At 64.2% G+C, this 16,395-nt stretch carries 13 protein-coding genes; 6 read left to right on the top strand and 7 right to left on the bottom strand.

From position 1 onward, the window contains the following. Positions 1–3 precede the first annotated feature (3 nt). From QQK18_RS18610 to QQK18_RS18585, 6 genes are all read right to left on the bottom strand, one after another. The gene (locus QQK18_RS18610; RefSeq protein WP_284341864.1) at positions 4–972 is read right to left on the bottom strand and encodes an ABC transporter ATP-binding protein; all 969 of its coding nucleotides are present in this window, start codon (positions 970–972) and stop codon (positions 4–6) included. After that, positions 969–1,982 carry an ABC transporter ATP-binding protein gene (locus tag QQK18_RS18605; protein ID WP_284341863.1) on the bottom strand — a complete coding sequence of 338 codons (1,014 nt, stop codon included), beginning with the start codon at positions 1,980–1,982 and terminating at the stop codon, positions 969–971. The genes QQK18_RS18610 and QQK18_RS18605 overlap by 4 nt, the downstream gene beginning before the upstream one ends. Further along, positions 1,979–3,184 (bottom strand): amidohydrolase/deacetylase family metallohydrolase, encoded by a 1,206-nt coding sequence (locus tag QQK18_RS18600; RefSeq protein ID WP_284341862.1) that lies wholly within the window; start codon positions 3,182–3,184, stop codon positions 1,979–1,981. The genes QQK18_RS18605 and QQK18_RS18600 overlap by 4 nt, the downstream gene beginning before the upstream one ends. Further along, positions 3,184–4,050: an ABC transporter permease gene (locus QQK18_RS18595; protein WP_284341861.1), complete on the bottom strand. Its 867-nt coding sequence runs from the start codon at positions 4,048–4,050 to the stop codon at positions 3,184–3,186. Before QQK18_RS18595 ends, QQK18_RS18600 begins: the two co-directional genes overlap by 1 nt. Beyond that, the gene (locus QQK18_RS18590; protein ID WP_284341860.1) at positions 4,050–4,991 is read right to left on the bottom strand and encodes an ABC transporter permease; all 942 of its coding nucleotides are present in this window, start codon (positions 4,989–4,991) and stop codon (positions 4,050–4,052) included. Before QQK18_RS18590 ends, QQK18_RS18595 begins: the two co-directional genes overlap by 1 nt. A 72-nt stretch (positions 4,992–5,063) precedes the next feature. Beyond that, positions 5,064–6,599: an ABC transporter substrate-binding protein gene (locus QQK18_RS18585; protein WP_284341859.1), complete on the bottom strand. Its 1,536-nt coding sequence runs from the start codon at positions 6,597–6,599 to the stop codon at positions 5,064–5,066. Between the two features lie 330 nt (positions 6,600–6,929). On the opposite strand from QQK18_RS18585, the gene QQK18_RS18580 reads away from it, so the two are divergent. Together QQK18_RS18580 and QQK18_RS18575 are read left to right on the top strand one after the other, a co-directional pair. Beyond that, the gene (locus QQK18_RS18580; RefSeq protein ID WP_284341858.1) at positions 6,930–8,693 is read left to right on the top strand and encodes a thiamine pyrophosphate-dependent enzyme; all 1,764 of its coding nucleotides are present in this window, start codon (positions 6,930–6,932) and stop codon (positions 8,691–8,693) included. A 46-nt stretch (positions 8,694–8,739) separates the two neighbouring features. After that, a complete protein-coding gene (locus QQK18_RS18575; RefSeq protein WP_284341857.1) occupies positions 8,740–9,471 on the top strand; it encodes a DUF4336 domain-containing protein in 732 nt (243 codons plus the stop codon). A gap of 560 nt (positions 9,472–10,031) precedes the next feature. Here the strand turns inward: QQK18_RS18575 and QQK18_RS18570 are convergent. Next, positions 10,032–11,021 carry an aldo/keto reductase gene (locus tag QQK18_RS18570; RefSeq protein WP_284341856.1) on the bottom strand — a complete coding sequence of 330 codons (990 nt, stop codon included), beginning with the start codon at positions 11,019–11,021 and terminating at the stop codon, positions 10,032–10,034. Between the two features lie 164 nt (positions 11,022–11,185). Here QQK18_RS18570 and QQK18_RS18565 point away from each other — a divergent pair, with 164 nt between their 5' ends. Genes QQK18_RS18565 through QQK18_RS18550 form a run of 4 tightly spaced genes read left to right on the top strand, consistent with a single transcriptional unit; the run spans position 11,186 to position 16,312 of the window. After that, positions 11,186–12,493: an ABC transporter substrate-binding protein gene (locus tag QQK18_RS18565; RefSeq protein ID WP_284341855.1), complete on the top strand. Its 1,308-nt coding sequence runs from the start codon at positions 11,186–11,188 to the stop codon at positions 12,491–12,493. Then, positions 12,493–13,455: a carbohydrate ABC transporter permease gene (locus tag QQK18_RS18560; protein ID WP_284341854.1), complete on the top strand. Its 963-nt coding sequence runs from the start codon at positions 12,493–12,495 to the stop codon at positions 13,453–13,455. The genes QQK18_RS18565 and QQK18_RS18560 overlap by 1 nt, the downstream gene beginning before the upstream one ends. Further along, entirely contained in the window at positions 13,452–14,273 is an 822-nt protein-coding gene (locus QQK18_RS18555) for a carbohydrate ABC transporter permease (protein ID WP_284341853.1), read from the top strand. Before QQK18_RS18560 ends, QQK18_RS18555 begins: the two co-directional genes overlap by 4 nt. Before the next feature lie 2 nt (positions 14,274–14,275). Further along, a complete protein-coding gene (locus QQK18_RS18550; RefSeq protein WP_284341852.1) occupies positions 14,276–16,312 on the top strand; it encodes a beta-galactosidase trimerization domain-containing protein in 2,037 nt (678 codons plus the stop codon). The last annotated feature ends 83 nt before the right edge of the window (positions 16,313–16,395 follow it).

Raw genomic sequence — 16,395 nt, 5'->3', positions numbered from 1 at the left:
TCCTCAGGCCAGTTCGGCGTGACGGATGCAGGCGACGTGATGGTTGCCGCCAAGGTCCTCGACCGGCGGGATTGCCTGCGCACAGGCTTCGATTGCCATGGGGCAGCGGGTACGGAAGACGCAGCCCGAAGGCGGATTGATCGGCGAGGGAATGTCCCCCATCAGCGGCACCCTCGCCTTGCGGCGCGTGGGATCCGGAACGGGAGCGGTAGCGAGAAGCGCCCGGGTATAGGGGTGGCGCGGGTTGGCGTAGACCTTGCGGCTCGGGCCGCTTTCCATCACCCGGCCCAGATACATCACCACCACGTCGTCGCAGAGATATTCGACCACCGAGAGATCATGGGCGATGAACAGGATCGAGAGACTGAAGCGCTTCTGCAGATCGCCCAGCAGATTGAGGACCTGGGCCTGCACCGACACGTCCAGTGCCGAGACCGGCTCGTCGGCAACGATGAATTCCGGTTCGACGGCGAGGGCGCGGGCAATGCCAATGCGCTGGCGCTGGCCACCGGAAAACTCGTGCGGAAACCGGCGGGCATGGTCCGGCGACAGGCCGACGATAGCGAGGAGTTCCGCGATCCGTTCTCGCCGGGCAGCTCCGCGGGCAAAGTCGGCGGCGTCGAGCGCTTCGCTGAGGATCGCATCGATCCGCATGCGGGGATTGAGCGAGGAGAACGGGTCCTGGAAAATGATCTGCAGGCGTTTGCGATAGGCCTTCATCTCGCGCTCGCTCAGCGAAAAGAGATCGACCCCGTCGAACACGGCCTTACCGCCCGAAGGCTCGATCAAGCGCAGCACCGAGCGCCCGGCCGTCGTCTTGCCCGACCCGGATTCGCCGACGAGCCCGACAGTCGTGCCGCGCCGCACACTGAAACTGACGTCGGAGACAGCATGCACCGTGCGCCCGTTCCTGCCGACGAACGTCTTGGTGAGCCCACGGACATCGAGGAGCGGTGCCTCTGGCGCACTCATATCTCATGGCTCCTGATGCAGCGCGAGATGCTGTTCTCGCCGGCCTTGACCAGCGGCGGCAGCGCGTTCCGGCAGGCGGGCACCGCGTAACCGCAGCGCGGCTCGAAGGCGCAGCCGGGCGGCAGATCGGTGATCGGGGGTACCGAGCCCGGGATGGAATAGAGCGCCTGCCGCTCCCCCTCCGATCCGAGGTCGCGCTCGGCATCGGGCGTGCAGGCGAGGAGTCCGCGCGTATAGGGGTGGGTCTGGCGAGCGAAGAGCTCCATTACCGGCGCCTGCTCCACCACGCGCCCGGCATACATGACCACCACGTCATGGGCGATCTCGGCCACAACGCCGAGATTGTGGGTGATGAACAGGATCGACATGCCGAATTGGTCCTGCAGCCGCCGCAGGAGATCGAGAATCTGCGCCTGAATGGTGACGTCGAGCGCAGTCGTCGGTTCGTCGGCGATGAGCAGCGAGGGCGAGCAAGCGAGTGCCATAGCGATCATCACCCGCTGGCGCATGCCGCCCGACATCTGGTGCGGGTAATCGTCGAGGCGACCGGCAGCATCAGGAATCTCGACATGCCGCAGCATCTCGAGCGCTCGCTTCCGCGCTTCCGACGGGCTGATGGGCTCATGGAGCGCGATCATCTCCCCGATCTGGTCGCCCACGGTATAGAGCGGATTGAGGCTGGTCATCGGCTCCTGGAAGATCATGGCGATCTCTCGACCGCGGAGCGCACGGAACTGCTTTTGGGAGAATCTTGCCAGGTCATGGACCCGTTCCTGCCTGTCGCGGAAGAGAATCTGCCCGCTCTCGATCGCCCCGGGCCTGGCGAGCAGTCCCATGATCGAAAGGCTCGTCACCGACTTGCCCGATCCGGACTCGCCGACGACTGCCAACGTCTTGCCGCGCTTGAGGTCGAAAGTCACGCCGTCGACGGCCTTGGCGATCGAATGCCTGCCCTTGAACCAGGTCCTGAGGTCGCGGACCGAGAGGATGGTGTCGGCGTCGAGCGTCATGAGACGTGCCCGCAATGAGGACAGGCGCTGCCTGCCGCCGGCTGGTGGCGATGGGCCGCGACGGCCTGCGCGCCGAGGATCGCCCAACGCGGCTCGAAGACCCTCGCCAGCGTCGAACGCGCGCCCTGGCTGTCCATGACCTCGAGGTCGGCCGCTTCGAGATCGAAGATAGTGAACTCGGCCGGCTTGCCCTTGGCAAGCAGGTCCTTGTGCGGCTTGCCGATTGCCTTTTTGGGTGCCGTCGAGGCAGCCGTCACTACATCCTCGAACCCCATGCCCAGCGCGTGAAGCTTGGACATAGTGGTCGCCAGATCCCATACGGAGCCGTCAAGCGAACGGTTGTGCAGGTCGGTCGAGATCGTCGTCGGCTTGAGGCCACGCTCGAGCGCGATCCGCCCTACGTCGAAGGAGAAACTGGCGCCGCCATGGCCGACATCGAGGACGATGCCGCGCGCCGCCGCGTCCTCGGCCAATCGGTAGAGGTCTTCGTCCTCTATGATTGAGCCGCCCTGCTTGCCGTTGAAGCAGTGGGTGACGATGTCGCCTTCCCCGAGGAGCGGCAGGATGTCGTCATGGAGCGGGGGCGGCTCGCCTACATGCACCATGATTGGCAGACCGGCGATGCGGCCGAGTTTCTTGGCAAGCTTGACCGGCACCAGGTCCCAGCCGCCGGTGATGACGGCACTGGCCCTGACCTTGAGGCCGACGATGACGTCGCGGTTGGCTTCGATCACCGCCAGGGTGCGGTCGATGTCGATGGAGCGCATGTCCATCAGCTCGCTCACCCGGTTGCAGGCGACGAGACCGATCGAGCCGAGATTGAGGAAGGCATAGACGTTCTCGCGAGCGGGCTCGATGATGAACTCGCGCAGGCCGACGAAATTGCCCTCCCCGGCCGATCCGGCATCAACGATAGTGGTAACGCCCCGTGGCGCGCCGCCCTCCTCCGGCCTGATGGAGATGTCGGTGCCGCCATACCAGACGTGGGCGTGCAGGTCCGTCCAGCCCGGCGACAGCCAGGCGCCGCCCGCATCGATGACCTTCGCGTCGGCCGAGAGGCCCGTGCCGAAGTCGAGAATGACGCCCTCTTCGTTGACCAGCACGTCCAGCGCTGCGGGCAATTGCGAGTCGCCGAAGCCAATCGGCCGGGCATTGGAGATCAGGAGCTTGCGCGGTTGCGGCTTGAAGCAGTTATCGAACATCACACATCCTTGGCCAGGCGCGGATCGAGGAAATCGCGCAGGCCGTCTCCGAGAAGTTGCAAGCTGAGCACGGTGAGAATGATCGCGCCGCCGGGAAACCACATGATCCATGGCGCCTGGTCGAGGAACTGCCGGCCGACCGATATCATCGTGCCCCAGGTGGGGATGTCGGGGGAGATGCCGACGCCCAGGAAGGACAATCCCGCCTCGGCCAGGATCGCATTGGCGAAGATGAAGGTCGCCTGCACCAGGAGCGGCGAGACGACATTGCGCAGAACGTGCCGCACCAGGATCACCGGGGTCGGCACGCCGAGCGCCCGCGCCGCCTCGACATAGGGCAGTTCGCGGATCACCAGCGTCGAAGCGCGCACGACGCGCGCCAGGCGCGGTGCATAGACGATACCGAGCGCGATGACGACATTGGCCGCCGATGGCCCCAGGGCCGCCACCAGCGCGATGGCAAGGAGAATGTCGGGGAAGGCCATCATCGCATCGATCAGCCGGGACACCGGCGCGTCGAACCGGCGGAAGAAGCCGGCCACCAACCCCAACGTTACCCCGATGGCCGAGGCGAACACCACCACGGCGAAGCCGACCGTCAGCGATGTCCGGCCCGAATACAGCACCCGTGTGAACACGTCGCGCCCGAGCTCGTCCGTCCCCATCAAGTGCGCCATCCCCGGTCCCTGCAGCCGGTCGCGAACGGCAAGCTGACTGGGTGCATAGGGCGCGATCAGCGGCGCCAGCACAGACAGGAGGATGATGACCGTCACCACGATCAGCCCCGCCAATGCCGTCGGCCGGCTGGCGATGCGTATCAGGAGGTTCGGTTCGGCCCGGGCGGGCGCTGTCGTGACGGCCGCCATCAGTAGCGCACCCTGGGATCGACCAGCAGGTAGAGCATGTCGATGACGAAATTGACCAGCACATAGAGCCCGGCGACCACCAATAGTGCCCCCTGGATGACGGGATAGTCGCGCCGCAGCACGGCGGAAACGATGAGGCTGCCCACCCCCGGCAAGCCGAACACGGTCTCGGTGACAATGGCACCCGAGATCAGCAGCGCCGCCGTCAGGCCGATGACGGTCAGGATCGGGATCAGCGCGTTCTTGAAGGCATGCCTGACCACCACCCGCCATTCGCTCATCCCCTTGGAACGGGCGGTGCGCACGTAGTCGTCATTGAGCACGTCGAGCATGGCGGCGCGGGTGAACCGGGTGATCAGGGCCGAGCTGATGAGCCCGAGCGTCACCGCCGGCAGTACCAGGTGGTGCATGCGCTCGGCAAAGCTCGCGCCGGGTCCGCCATAGCCGGAGGTGTCGAACCAACCCAGCTGCACGGCAAAGATCTGCATGAAGATGAGGCCCAGCCAGAAACTCGGTATGGAGGCAGCGAACATGGCGAGCATGGTTGCCGCCTGGTCGAAGGCCGAGCCGCGCCAGTAGGCTGACAGCACGCCGACCGGCAGTGCGACGGCGGCGGCGATGGCGAGCGCGAAGACGGTGAGGAAGAAGGTCGGCTCGGCGCGCAGCCACAGGGCATGCGTCACCGGAATGTTGAGGAAGATCGACTGACCGAAATCGCCGCGCAAGATGCCGCCGAAATAGGTGAGGAACTGCACAGGGATGGGGGCATTGAGCCCCAACCGTTCGCGCAGGCTCGCAATATCCTCGGCCGTCGCATCGGGGCCGAGCATCACGGCGGCAGGATCGCCGGGCGTCACGCGCACAATGACGAAGACGATGGTGACGACGAGAAACATCACGATCGCCATGCCGATCAGACGGTTGAGGGCGGAACGGAGCATGGGCGGACCTCTCAGGACTGCCAGGGGCTCCGCCGCGGCCACAGCCGCGACGGAACCTTCCCGGGAGGGATCTTATTCGTCGCCGAGGTAGGCATTCCAGAAATAGGGCCAGGGTGCGGGCGCCACACCCTCGAGGTTCGGCGCCTGCGCAGCTAACGCATTGAAGTTGCCGACCTTATAGGCAGGCACCTCCTCGTAGATCACTTTCTGCACGTCGGCGAAGAGTTCGACGCGCTTGGCCGGGTCGCTCTCGGCGTTGAAGGCCTCGACGGCGGCGTGCTTGGCATCGGTCGCCCACCAGCCCGGCGAACTGTCCGACATGATACCCATGAGCGACGGTTCGGGCAGGAAAGGACTATGGGTGATGTAGATGTCCCAGAGAGCCGGATCGGCCCGGTTTTGGGTGAGCGTTGCCCATTCGACCACATCCATCTGCACCTTGAAGCCGGCGGCTTCAAGATAGGCCTGGGCGACCTGGGCCATCTTGTAATGGTATTCGTACTGGCGGCTGGTGAGGATGCGCAGCGGAGAGCCGTCATAACCGGCCTCGGCCAGGAGAGCCATCGCAGTTTCGGTGTCGCCCATCGGCTTATAAGGCTCTGTCGCGACTTCCGTGTGCCAGGCGTAGCTGTCCGGATACCAAGCGCCGTCGATGGAGAAGAAATCCTCCGATCCGAACGCTGCCAGCATCATGTCTTCGGGCGCCAGAGCGGCCTGGATGGCCTTGCGAATGCGCAGGTCAGAATTAAGCCCTTCCTGCGTGTTCATCACGAACACCGGCCAGCCGAACGGCGCCAGGACCACCGGCTCCGTCGCTCCACCCGCGATGCGGTCATAGGCTTCCACGGGAAGCTGATCGACATAAGCGAACTGGCCGGCGACCGCACCCTCGATGCGCGTGTTGGGATCCGGCACGGGCACGAAGCGGATCTCGTCAAGATGCTGCAGCCGTGCGCCGCCATAGCCATTCGGCTCGCCGTCGCGCGACGCATAGTCCTCGAAACGGACGAGCTGGATATATTGGTCCGGCACGCGCTCCTCGAGCCTGTACGGGCCGGTGCCGACATAGCTCTCCAGTGGATCCTGGTCGGCATTCTCTTCAGGAATGATGATGGCGGCGGCGTTGTTGAGCGAAAGCAACGACAACAGCGGCGCATAGGGCGACTTCAGAGTGATCGTCACGGTGGCTTCGTCCGTGGCGGCAATCCCATCGATCACTTCGGCTGTCTGCTTGCCGCGGCTGGCGATCCGCATCCAACGATCGAGCGAGGCCACCACATCGGCCGAGGTCATCTCAGAGCCGTCATGGAAGGTGACCCCGGTTCGCAACGGGATGGTGTAGGTCAGCCCGTCCTCCGAGATGGTCGGCATGTCGGCCGCCAGCAGCGGCGTGACCGTCCAGTCGGCGCCGAAGGTATAGAGCGTCTCGTAGATGTGCTGGGTGATGATGCCGACCAGGTCGGCGGTCGACGCCATGGGGTCGAGCGTCGGCGGCTCGCCGATGGTCGCCACATCGATCACCCCGCCCGCGGTCTGGGCTAAGGCGGAACCATTGGCAGACATCAACGCGACGATGGATGTGGCAAATGCCAGAGCATAGTGCTTCATGTCGTTCCCTTCCCTCCTATTCCACAAAAATGGAATATATGCTGTAGTTGCGGATTAGGTTTGCATGAGCGTCAGCAGGCGTCAAGTCGCCCTGCTCTTCGAAGAAGCCAGGCCGACCTCATCGCTCAATGCTTGTGCTATCTGAGGTCAGTGTGCCGCGGACCACCGTACCGCTCGATTCGGAATCAGCGCCGGAAGTTAATGGAGCAGGTTCCGGCGAACTCCCGGGCCGGACCACGCATTGTGTAGGAAGGACATAGCACCGGTTCTTGGCAACGAGACCTTCAACGCGCGTTATCACGGACCATGCAAGAAAGGTCGTGATCCGGAATGCCGAACACAGCGGACATCCTGGTCGATACGCTGATCGCCTGGGATGTCGAATTCGTCTTTGGCCTGCCTGGCGACGGTATCAACGCCATCATGGAGGCCCTTCGCCAGCGCCGGGACAAGATCCGCTTCATTCAGGTCCGGCACGAGGAATCCGCCGCCTTCATGGCCTCGGCCTATGCCAAGTGGACAGGAAAGCTGGGGGTGTGCCTGGCGACCTCGGGACCCGGCGGAGCCCATTTCCTCGCCGGGCTCTACGACGCCAAGCTCGACCAGGCGCCCGTAGTCGCCATTACCGGCATGCAGTTCCACGACCTTCTCGAGACCTTTACCCAGCAGGACGTCAACCTCGAGCGGGCATTCGAGGACGTGGCCCACTTCAACGCCCATGTCACCGGACCCGAGCATATGGAGAACCTGGCGAGCCTTGCCTGCCGCTCGGCCCTCGCCCGGCGCCGCGTCGCCCATCTGGCCGTCGCCAGCGACGTGCAGGAGCAGCCGCTCCGACCTGGCATGCGCTCCAAGCGCAACAGGCCCCGGCATGAGCCGAGCCGATGGTTCGAGGGGCGGCGTATTCCCTCGCACGAGGAGATCGAACACGCCGTCGAGATCCTCAACGCCGGCGAAAAAGTCGCCATCCTTGCCGGCCGGGGCGCGCTTGGCGCCGCAACTGAATTGCAGGGCGCCGCCAATCTGCTGGGTGCCCCGATCATCAAGGCACTGCTGGGCAAGGCGGTGCTCCCCGACGATCACCCGCTGACGGTTGGCGGCATCGGACTTCTCGGCACCCTTCCCGCCCAGGAAGCGATGGAGCAGTGCGACACGCTGCTGATCGTCGGTTCGACCTTTCCCTATATCGAATACTACCCCAAACCCGGCCAGGCCCGGGCCGTCCAGATCGACATCGACGCGCAACGCATCGGCCTCAGATACTCTGTCGAAGCGGGGCTTGTCGGCGATGCCCGCGATACGCTGCGGCTGCTCAACCCCCGGCTCAACCGCAAATCCGACCGCAGTTTCCTCCAGAACGCCCAAGCCGGAATGCGGCGTTGGCGCGACATGATGCGTCAGAGCGAGGCGAGCGATGCGGTTCCTCTAAAGCCCCAGCGCATCACCCGGGCGTTTGGCGAGCGGCTGCCCGCCAACGCCATCCTGACCACCGACTCCGGCCAGAACACGGAGCTCGCCGCCCGCCACATTGACCTGAAGGATGGCGCCGACTTCGGCGTTTCCGGAGCACTGGCATCCATGGCCTGCGGGCTCCCCTATGCCATTGCGGCCGGATTCGCCTTTCCCGGCCGCCCGATCTTTTCCGTCGTCGGCGACGGCGGCTTTGCCATGCAGCTCGGAGAGTTCTCGACGGCGGTGCGCTATCGCCTGCCGCTCAAAGTCCTGGTCCTCAAGAACAACATGCTCAACCAGATCGTCTGGGAGCAGATGATGTTCATGGGCAACCCTCAGTTCGGTTGCGAGTTGCAGCCGATCGATTTTGCCATGGCCGCCGAGGCCATGGGCGGGATCGGCTATTCCGTCTCCCGTCCGGACGAGATCGATGCGGTGCTCGATGCCGCCTTTGTCGCCGAAGGACCGGTCGTCATCGAAGCCGTAGTGGACCCCTACGAACCCATGATGCCGCCGAGGATGCCCGCTGAGTTTGCCGAGAACTTCCGCAAGGCCCTGCCCGAGACACCCGGCCGCGAGCGGATCGCCGAGAATATTGCCAAGGAGCCCTTGAAGACCATGATGGGCACGGGGAAGCCCTGAACAGTGGCCCACGGGCTCTGTTGCCGGAGACCGGGGAGAGCGCAACATGACCGACGTGACCTACAGGCCGCTAGATACGCCAAAGCCGGTAGCCGATGACGTGTGGATCGTCGACAGCGGACCGCATTGGCTTGCCGGAATGCCCCTGCCGGTGCGGATGACGGTGCTTCGGCTATCCAATGGCGGGTTGGTCCTCCATTCCCCGACGCGGTTCACGCCCGATCTCAAGCAGGCGCTCGAAGCGCTCGGTGCCGTTGCGCATCTCGTCGCACCCAACACCGCGCATTGGTCGTATATGGTCGATTGGCAGAAGCGCTATCCGTCAGTTGCGTCCTGGGCCGCCCCAGGGCTGAGCAGGCGCCCGGCGGTATCCGCCTCGGGATTGAGAATAGACCACGACCTGGCTGGTGGCGCCCCGCAAGCCTGGCGGGACGAGATCGAGTGTATCGTCGTCAGGGGCACGGGTCTGACGGAGGTCGCCCTCTTCCACCGCCCCTCGCGCACGCTGGTCCTGACCGACCTCGTCGTCAATGTGGAACCGGAAAAGCTGCCGTTTCCGCTGGCGATCGGCGCACGCCTCGTCGGCTCGACGGCGCCGAACGGAAGGGCACCGATCTACGCCCGGCTCGCCATGCGCACGGGCGGCGATGAGGCCGCGTCCGCGGCCCGACGCCTGGTCGCGCTCAAACCGGACCGTGTCATTTTCGCTCACGGCAAATGGTTCGAAAGCAACGGCGGCCAACGCCTCCGCGAGGCGCTGTCCTGGCTGACGCGGTAGGGGCATCATTGCTCTGCGATCAGCACTGGTCTATGAATGCAGCGCTGGCCGATCTCGCCGATCGGTTGGTTTTGGCCCGGCTGGAGTTTCCACCTCCTAGCTGGGTCAATTACTTGCCAGGCATTCCTGCCTTCGCGCTTCGGACCGGGCATGAGCACCAGCACACCGAAACATCAGTATTCGGTGGAGTCCTACAACACGGATCCCACTGGCCGTCCCCAGCAGTCAGGCTTTCAGATTGTCTGGGCTGCGTCTCCGGAGGCAGCTGCGATGCACGTGCTGAACGAGGAGCTCTTTACAATCGGTTCGATCGAGCGGCTCAGAGCGCGCGTAAAGCATCTGAGCAGCGATGGCGTCGAGACGGTGACCACTCTGTACAGCAAGCTCTAGCCAACAAGGCTCACTCAATAGAGCCCCAGAGGTCGTCTGCGATTTCCGATTGCGTACCAAGCGCCCGACGTGCGTCGGTCTGGCACCGCTCGCCTCGCACTGAGACGAGAATGGTTCTGCTCTTGTAACCTTATCGCTCGTTTCAGGATCGGCCTTCACCGCGGACGGCGTCAGGCGCGCGGACGCGAGGGACCCTCGCCGGCCCCAGTATCGGCAATGGCCATGGCGATCGCGTCGAGGTCGTCCGTGTCGAGCTCGATCGTTGCAGCGCCTATCCAGCCATCGACCTGCTCGGGTGCGCGGGCGCCGCAGATGGCGGCGGTCAGGCCTGGCCAAGCGAGGGTCCAGGCGAGAGCGACCGTCGACACTGTGGTGCCGTGCTTTTCGGCAACGGGCCTGAGGCTACCGGCCAGCATCAGGTTGCGGGTCAGCCTGTCGCCCTGGAACTCGGGATTTGACTTCCGCCAGTCGTTGTCCGGCAATGCCTGCACACGCTCCGGCGTGAACGTGCCGGTCAGCAGCCCCGCCTGCATCGGGCTGTAGCAGATGACGCCGGTACCGTTGGCGTTGCACCACGGCAGTATCTCTGCCGCTGTCTCGCGCCGGATCATGGAGAACGGTGGCTGCAGCGTCTCGACGTGCCCGAGAGCCTCGGCCCGTTTGAGCTCTTCGACCCCATGATTGGATAGGCCAACATGGCGCACCTTGCCCTCGGCCTTGAGCTCGAGGAGCGTTGCCCAGTAGTCCTCCAGCGGCACGTCGTCGGCCGGCCAGTGCATCTGGTAAAGGTCGATCGTCTCGACCCTGAGACGCTTGAGAGAGGCCTCCAGTTCCCCGCGAAGGTGGCTGCGTTCGCCGATCCGGCGAGCGCCCTCGCTGTTGCGCACGATGCCGCCCTTGGTGAAGACCAGCGGGCGCCTATCGGCAGGCAGCTCCGCCAAGGCCTTGCCGATCACCTCCTCGGAGTGCCCGTTGCCATAGACGGCGGCGGTGTCGACCCAGTTGATGCCGAGGTCCAGCGCATGGCGGATCGCGCCTGTCGATTGTTCATCGTCCTGCGGTCCCCACATATTGCCGCCCATTGCCCAGGCGCCGATGCCGACGCGGGTGATCTCCATTCCGGTCCGGCCGAAGGGACGAGTGGGTAGGTCGGTCAGCATCGACAGGCTCCAAAATGCGTTGAACTGCCTTCAGTTGGCGCGCAGCGCCTCTCCTCCTCCAATCATGTATGGAAGTTCATTGCAATCCTCCGACGTAGTTGATAACGTTTCAAGTTAGTTGCTCGGTACAACAACAACCAGCCGGACAACAGGGAGGAGAACCAATGACCAGAAACCGCAGCCTGCTGCCGCCTATCCGCCGTCGCACCGTTCTCGCCGGCGCGGCTCTTGCATTGCTCACGAGCGTGGCGCCCACCGCTCTTGCCCAGGACATCAGCGGTGAGCTGGTGATCATGCAGTGGCAGGGCGGCACCGATCTCGAGATGTGGCACGAGGTTGAGGCCGCGTTCATTGAGATGCACCCTGGCGTGACGGTGCGTGAATTCGTACCGGCCGGCGGCCAGGGCGATGCCCGCGGCGGCATGCGCACGGCGATCATGGGTGGCGAGGTCGTCGACATCATCATCAACACCTGGCCGGCGTTCCGGGTCGAGTTGATGACCGCCGGCATCCTGCGCCCCATCGAAGAGCAGTGGGAGACGTTCGGCTGGTCCGAGCAGCTGGGCGATTCCTGGAAGGAGCTCGGCTCCATCGATGGCGTACCTTATGGCGTGACCTATACCTATGGCGACCGTTCGGGCATCTGGTACAAGACTGAGCATATGGAAAAGGCCGGCATTGCCGAGCCGCCCAAGACCTGGGACGAGTTCCTCGCAAGCTTCGAGAAGTTGAAGGCGGCCGGATACGGCACGCCCGTCGCCATTCCGGCAAAATACTGGGCGCATGCCGAGTGGTTCGAATCCCTGCTTCTGCGGACGGCGGGCGTCGACTTCGCTGCACAGCTGGCGCGCCACGAGGTTCCGTGGACCGATCCGAAGGTCAAGGAAGCCCTGATGAAGTTCGCCGAAATGCTCGAGGCGGGCTGCTGCGGCGATGTCAGCGTCATGCTCGCCAACGACCTCGACCAGTCCTACGCGCAGATTTTCCGCGCCGACGAGGCCAACTATCTGCTCATTGGCATGTGGACCAACTCGACGCTCAAGAACGATTATGGCCTCACCGAAGGCGAGGACTATTCGCTCTTCCAGTTCCCGGCGCTGGGCATGGGGTTCGATGACACTTCGAGCGTCGACACCAAGGAACTCAACGCCACTACCAACGGAGCCAACCCCGCCGCTGCCGACGCGTTCCTCGATTTCATCATCGGGCCGGAAGCATCCGACATCATGGCGCGCTACGGCTATGCCTCGCCGAGCTCGGCCATGGATCAGTCGCTCCTCGGACCGGCCCAGCAGATCGCGACGGAGGCGGTGGCGAACTCCAAGGTGCAGTTCGTTCTGGGCGATCTCCTGCCAGGGGACCTGGTCGACGAATACCGCGTCCAGCTCCAGCGCTTCCTCCAGGATCCGTCGGAAGCAAATATCGATACGGTGCTCGCCGCGATCGAAGCCAAGGCGGCGGTCTCCTACTGATGCCCGAAACGGTCGCAACCGGCGAGGCGGACGTCGGCGGGATCTCCTCCCCCAAGGGGGGCGTGCGGCGCAGGCCGCTCGCCACCCGCGGGTGGCGGTTGAAGGACCAACCCGCGGCCTGGCTGTTGATTGCTCCGGTCCTGGTCCTGTTCGGTATCTCCGTCGTCTATCCGCTGATCGATACCATTCGCCTCTCCTTCTTCGACATCCGGGGGCTGGCGCCGGCCAAATATGTGGGGATCGGCAATTATCTGACGCTGTTTGCCGACCCAGGCTTTCGCGGCACGCTGGTGACCACGCTCACCTTTACGCTGGGCACCACAGCGATTTCAGTGAGCCTGGGGTGGGTGCTCGCCATGCTCTGCGCGTTCACGCCCCGCACCACCCTGCCCTTCCGCGTCATGATCTTCACGACCTTCGGCATCTCGGAGGCTGTCTCCGGCTATATGTGGATCAACATCCTGCGGCCCGATTCAGCGGGCCTGCTCAACACTGTCATCGGCGTGTTCGCGCCGGGCTTTTCCCATGCCTGGCTCGGCGATCCCAATACCGCCCTCTGGGCGCTGATCTTCGTTGCATCCTGGAGCGGCGTCGGCTTGCCGCTGATGCTGTGCCTGGCCGCCGTCCAGTCCATTCCGAGGAGCGTGCTCGAGGCCGCCTATATGGATGGCGCCAGGCCCGCCGCAATCATGCGGCACATCATGATGCCGCTCTCAATGCCAGGCGTGCGCGTTGCCATCTTTATCAACCTGCTCGGCGCGCTGCGCGCCTTCGACATCATTTACGTGATGACCGGAGGCGGTCCGGTGCGCGCGACCGAGACGGTCGGGTACTTCATGTACCGGGAGTCGATGACCCAGTTCAAACTCGGTTACGGGGCCGCGGCGACGGTCGTGCTGCTCGTCGCCGTGCTCGTCATCTCCATCCCGGCCATCATCCAACGTACGGCAGGTGCGAGATGATCGGACGCACACCCTGGTGGTCAGTCACCATCGTCGCGGTCGTCGGCTGCATCTGGATCATTCCGGTTGTCGGCATCGTGCTGACCTCCATCCGACCGCCGAGCGAGGTGGCTCTCGGCTGGTGGCGCCTCGACGAGTTCACCATCACCTTCGACGCCTGGGCGAGGGTCTGGGGACAGTTTCCGCTGGCGCAGGCCTTCTGGTTCACGGCGCTCCTGGCCGGGCTCGCCACCGCGGGAACCATGCTGCTGACACCAGCCGCCGCCTATGCCTTCCATTTCCTGAAGTTCCCGTTCCGACGCCTGATGCTGATCCTCATCATCAATGCGTTCGTGCTGCCGCAGCAGGTGGTGATCATCCCGCTGTTCCAGCTCTGGCGGGACCTCAAGATGATCGACAACATCGGCGCGGTGCTTATTCCCTATGTGGGATTGAGTTTTGCCTGGTCGATTTTCCTCGTCAAAAACTTCCTCGAGGACTTTCCCAAGGAGCTGATCGAGGCGGCGCGCATCGATGGGTGCAGTGCCATCTCAACGCTCCGGCACGTGGTGTTGCCCAATGCGACGACGCCCATCTTCGCCGTCGGTATCCTGCAGTTCCTGTGGACCTGGAACGCCCTGCTGCTGCCCATGCTTTACCTGCGGTCCAACGTTCCGCTGCCGGTCCTCCTCACCAAGATGTCGGGCACATATGAGTCCAATTGGGACCTGCAATCGGTTGCCGCGATCGTCACCACCATCGTCCCGCTCCTCATGTTCCTCGTTTTCCAGCGTTACTTCGCCGCCGGCGCGCAAACCCGTTCCGGCGCTAAGGAATAGAAATGCCAAGCACGTCCAATCGGCCCCTGCGCTTCCGCCAGATCCACCTCGACTTCCACACGTCCGAGCACATTCCCGGCATCGGGTCGCAGTTCGATGCCGACGACTTCGTTGCGACCTTCAAGGCCGCCAATGTCGACTCGGTGACGATTTTTGCCAAGTGCCACCACGGGTGGTCCTACTACCCGACCAAGGTCGGCGCGCCGCATCCCAATCTCGCGCGGCCCGATCTCATGGGCGACATGGTCAGGGCGCTCTCGGCCGCCGATATCGAATGCCCGATCTACATCTCGGTGCAGTGGGACGAGCGCAACGCCCGCATCCACCCCGAATGGCGCGTGCGCAGCGCAACCAAGAACCGCTTCGATCCTGACCAACTGACCGCCGGCTGGCACACGCTCTGCCTCAACCACAAGGCTTATCGTGACGAACTGCTGGAACAGGCGCGCGAGGTTGCCCGCACCTACGAAACGCAGGGCATCTTTTTCGACATCGTGCTGACGCCCGATTGCGTGTGCGCCGAGTGCCTCAAGACGATGGAGGAAGAGGGGCTCGACCCGGAGAACCCGAAGGACAGGCTGAAGAAAGACGAGTGGGTGAACGAGCGCTTCCGCTCGGAAATGTCGGCGGCGCTGCGTGAGGAATTCCCGAACCTGCGTATCTTTTATAATTGCGGCCACATCCACAAGCAGGGGCCGCAGCGCTTTGCGCCCTACAGCCACCTCGAGCTCGAAAGCCTGCCGACCGGCGGCTGGGGTTACGACCACTTCCCCTCGAGCGCGCGTTATGCGGCAACGCTGGGCCTCGATTTCGTCGCCCATACCGGCAAGTTCCACACCTCCTGGGGCGAGTTCGGCGGTTTCAAGCATCCGGACGCACTCGAATACGAATGCGCGCAGATGGTGGCGCTGGGGTCGAAATGCCTGGTCGGCGACCAGCTTCATCCCAACGGCGCCATCAACAAGGACACCTACCGCAGCATCGCACCAGCCTACGCCCGCATCGCCAAGCTCGAGCCTTTTCTTAAGGATGCGCGACAAGTTTCAGAGATCGCGATCCTTTCGGCCGAGCATTTCAGTTCCTCGGGCGACCGCAATCACGCCAGCGACGACGGCGCGGCGCAGATGCTGCAGGAGTTGAAGCTGCCCTTCGACATCATCGATCGCAGCGCCCGTTTCGACGATTACCGGCTGTTGATCCTACCAGACTCCATCGGGCTCGACGACGAGACGGCCCGGCGCGTGGCCGATTATGTTCACGACGGAGGCAAGGTCATCCTCTCGGACCGCTCGGGACTCGATGACGCGGGCAAGCCGCTCGCCGCCCTGGACCTCGGCATCGATACCGACGGCAACACGGTGGCGTTCACCCCATCCTACGCCGTAGCCGACACAGCGATTTTCGACGGCCTGACGGAGAGCCCCTTCGTCATGTACGGCACCGCCCGCGCCATCAACGCCACCGGCGCCCGCGTGCTCGCTGAGATCGTGCCGCCCTATTTCAACCGCAGCTACAGGCATTTCAGCTCGCACCAGCACACGCCGGACGATCCTTCGGCCGCACGGCTTGGCCCTGCGATCACCGAGCACAATGGGGTCGCCTACGTCGCCTACCCCATCTTTTCCATGTACCAGGCCTATGGCCAGCCGCTCTACAAATACCTGGTGCGAGGGCTGATCGACCGGCTGATGCCGGACCCCATCCTGGTGACCGACCTTGCGTCTTCCGGACGAGCGACGGTCACGCGTCAGGCCGATCGAAATCGCCATATCCTGCATCTGCTGTTTGCTGCGCCGCAGGTGCGTGGCAAGGCGATTCCAACCGGTGACGGCCGCGCGCGGGTCATGGAGATGATCGAGGACGTCCAGCCTGTCGGGCCGGTCAGTGCAAGTGTGCGGCTACCGCAGCCGCCCAGTCGCGTCTACGACGCGCTGAGCGGAGCGGACGTCCCTTGGCAGGATGCCGGCAACGGCTATGTCGCCGTGACCCTGCAGAGCCTGCGCATCCATAGCGCGCTAGTCTTCGAGGGGACCGCCTGACGATGTACCGGGGCAGCGCCCTCCGACGGTTGGCTTTGCCGGCGCGCCCCGGCTATCAAGACGCTTCGTGCCGGCCGCGTGCC

Source organism: Devosia nitrariae, from assembly GCF_030160115.1.
In the GTDB taxonomy this organism is placed as follows: Bacteria; Pseudomonadota; Alphaproteobacteria; order Rhizobiales; family Devosiaceae; genus Devosia; species Devosia nitrariae.
This window is presented reverse-complemented; position numbering and strand designations above follow the sequence as displayed.

Coding starts and splice junctions, on each gene's coding strand:
- QQK18_RS18550 (WP_284341852.1), top strand. CDS start 14,276: ATGCCAAGCACGTCCAATCGGCCCCTGCGCTTCCGCCAGATCCACCTC.
- QQK18_RS18580 (WP_284341858.1), top strand. CDS start 6,930: ATGCCGAACACAGCGGACATCCTGGTCGATACGCTGATCGCCTGGGAT.
- QQK18_RS18570 (WP_284341856.1), bottom strand. CDS start 11,021: ATGCTGACCGACCTACCCACTCGTCCCTTCGGCCGGACCGGAATGGAG.
- QQK18_RS18600 (WP_284341862.1), bottom strand. CDS start 3,184: ATGTTCGATAACTGCTTCAAGCCGCAACCGCGCAAGCTCCTGATCTCC.
- QQK18_RS18585 (WP_284341859.1), bottom strand. CDS start 6,599: ATGAAGCACTATGCTCTGGCATTTGCCACATCCATCGTCGCGTTGATG.
- QQK18_RS18610 (WP_284341864.1), bottom strand. CDS start 972: ATGAGTGCGCCAGAGGCACCGCTCCTCGATGTCCGTGGGCTCACCAAG.
- QQK18_RS18565 (WP_284341855.1), top strand. CDS start 11,186: ATGACCAGAAACCGCAGCCTGCTGCCGCCTATCCGCCGTCGCACCGTT.
- QQK18_RS18590 (WP_284341860.1), bottom strand. CDS start 4,991: ATGCTCCGTTCCGCCCTCAACCGTCTGATCGGCATGGCGATCGTGATG.
- QQK18_RS18560 (WP_284341854.1), top strand. CDS start 12,493: ATGCCCGAAACGGTCGCAACCGGCGAGGCGGACGTCGGCGGGATCTCC.
- QQK18_RS18595 (WP_284341861.1), bottom strand. CDS start 4,050: ATGGCGGCCGTCACGACAGCGCCCGCCCGGGCCGAACCGAACCTCCTG.
- QQK18_RS18575 (WP_284341857.1), top strand. CDS start 8,740: ATGACCGACGTGACCTACAGGCCGCTAGATACGCCAAAGCCGGTAGCC.
- QQK18_RS18555 (WP_284341853.1), top strand. CDS start 13,452: ATGATCGGACGCACACCCTGGTGGTCAGTCACCATCGTCGCGGTCGTC.
- QQK18_RS18605 (WP_284341863.1), bottom strand. CDS start 1,982: ATGACGCTCGACGCCGACACCATCCTCTCGGTCCGCGACCTCAGGACC.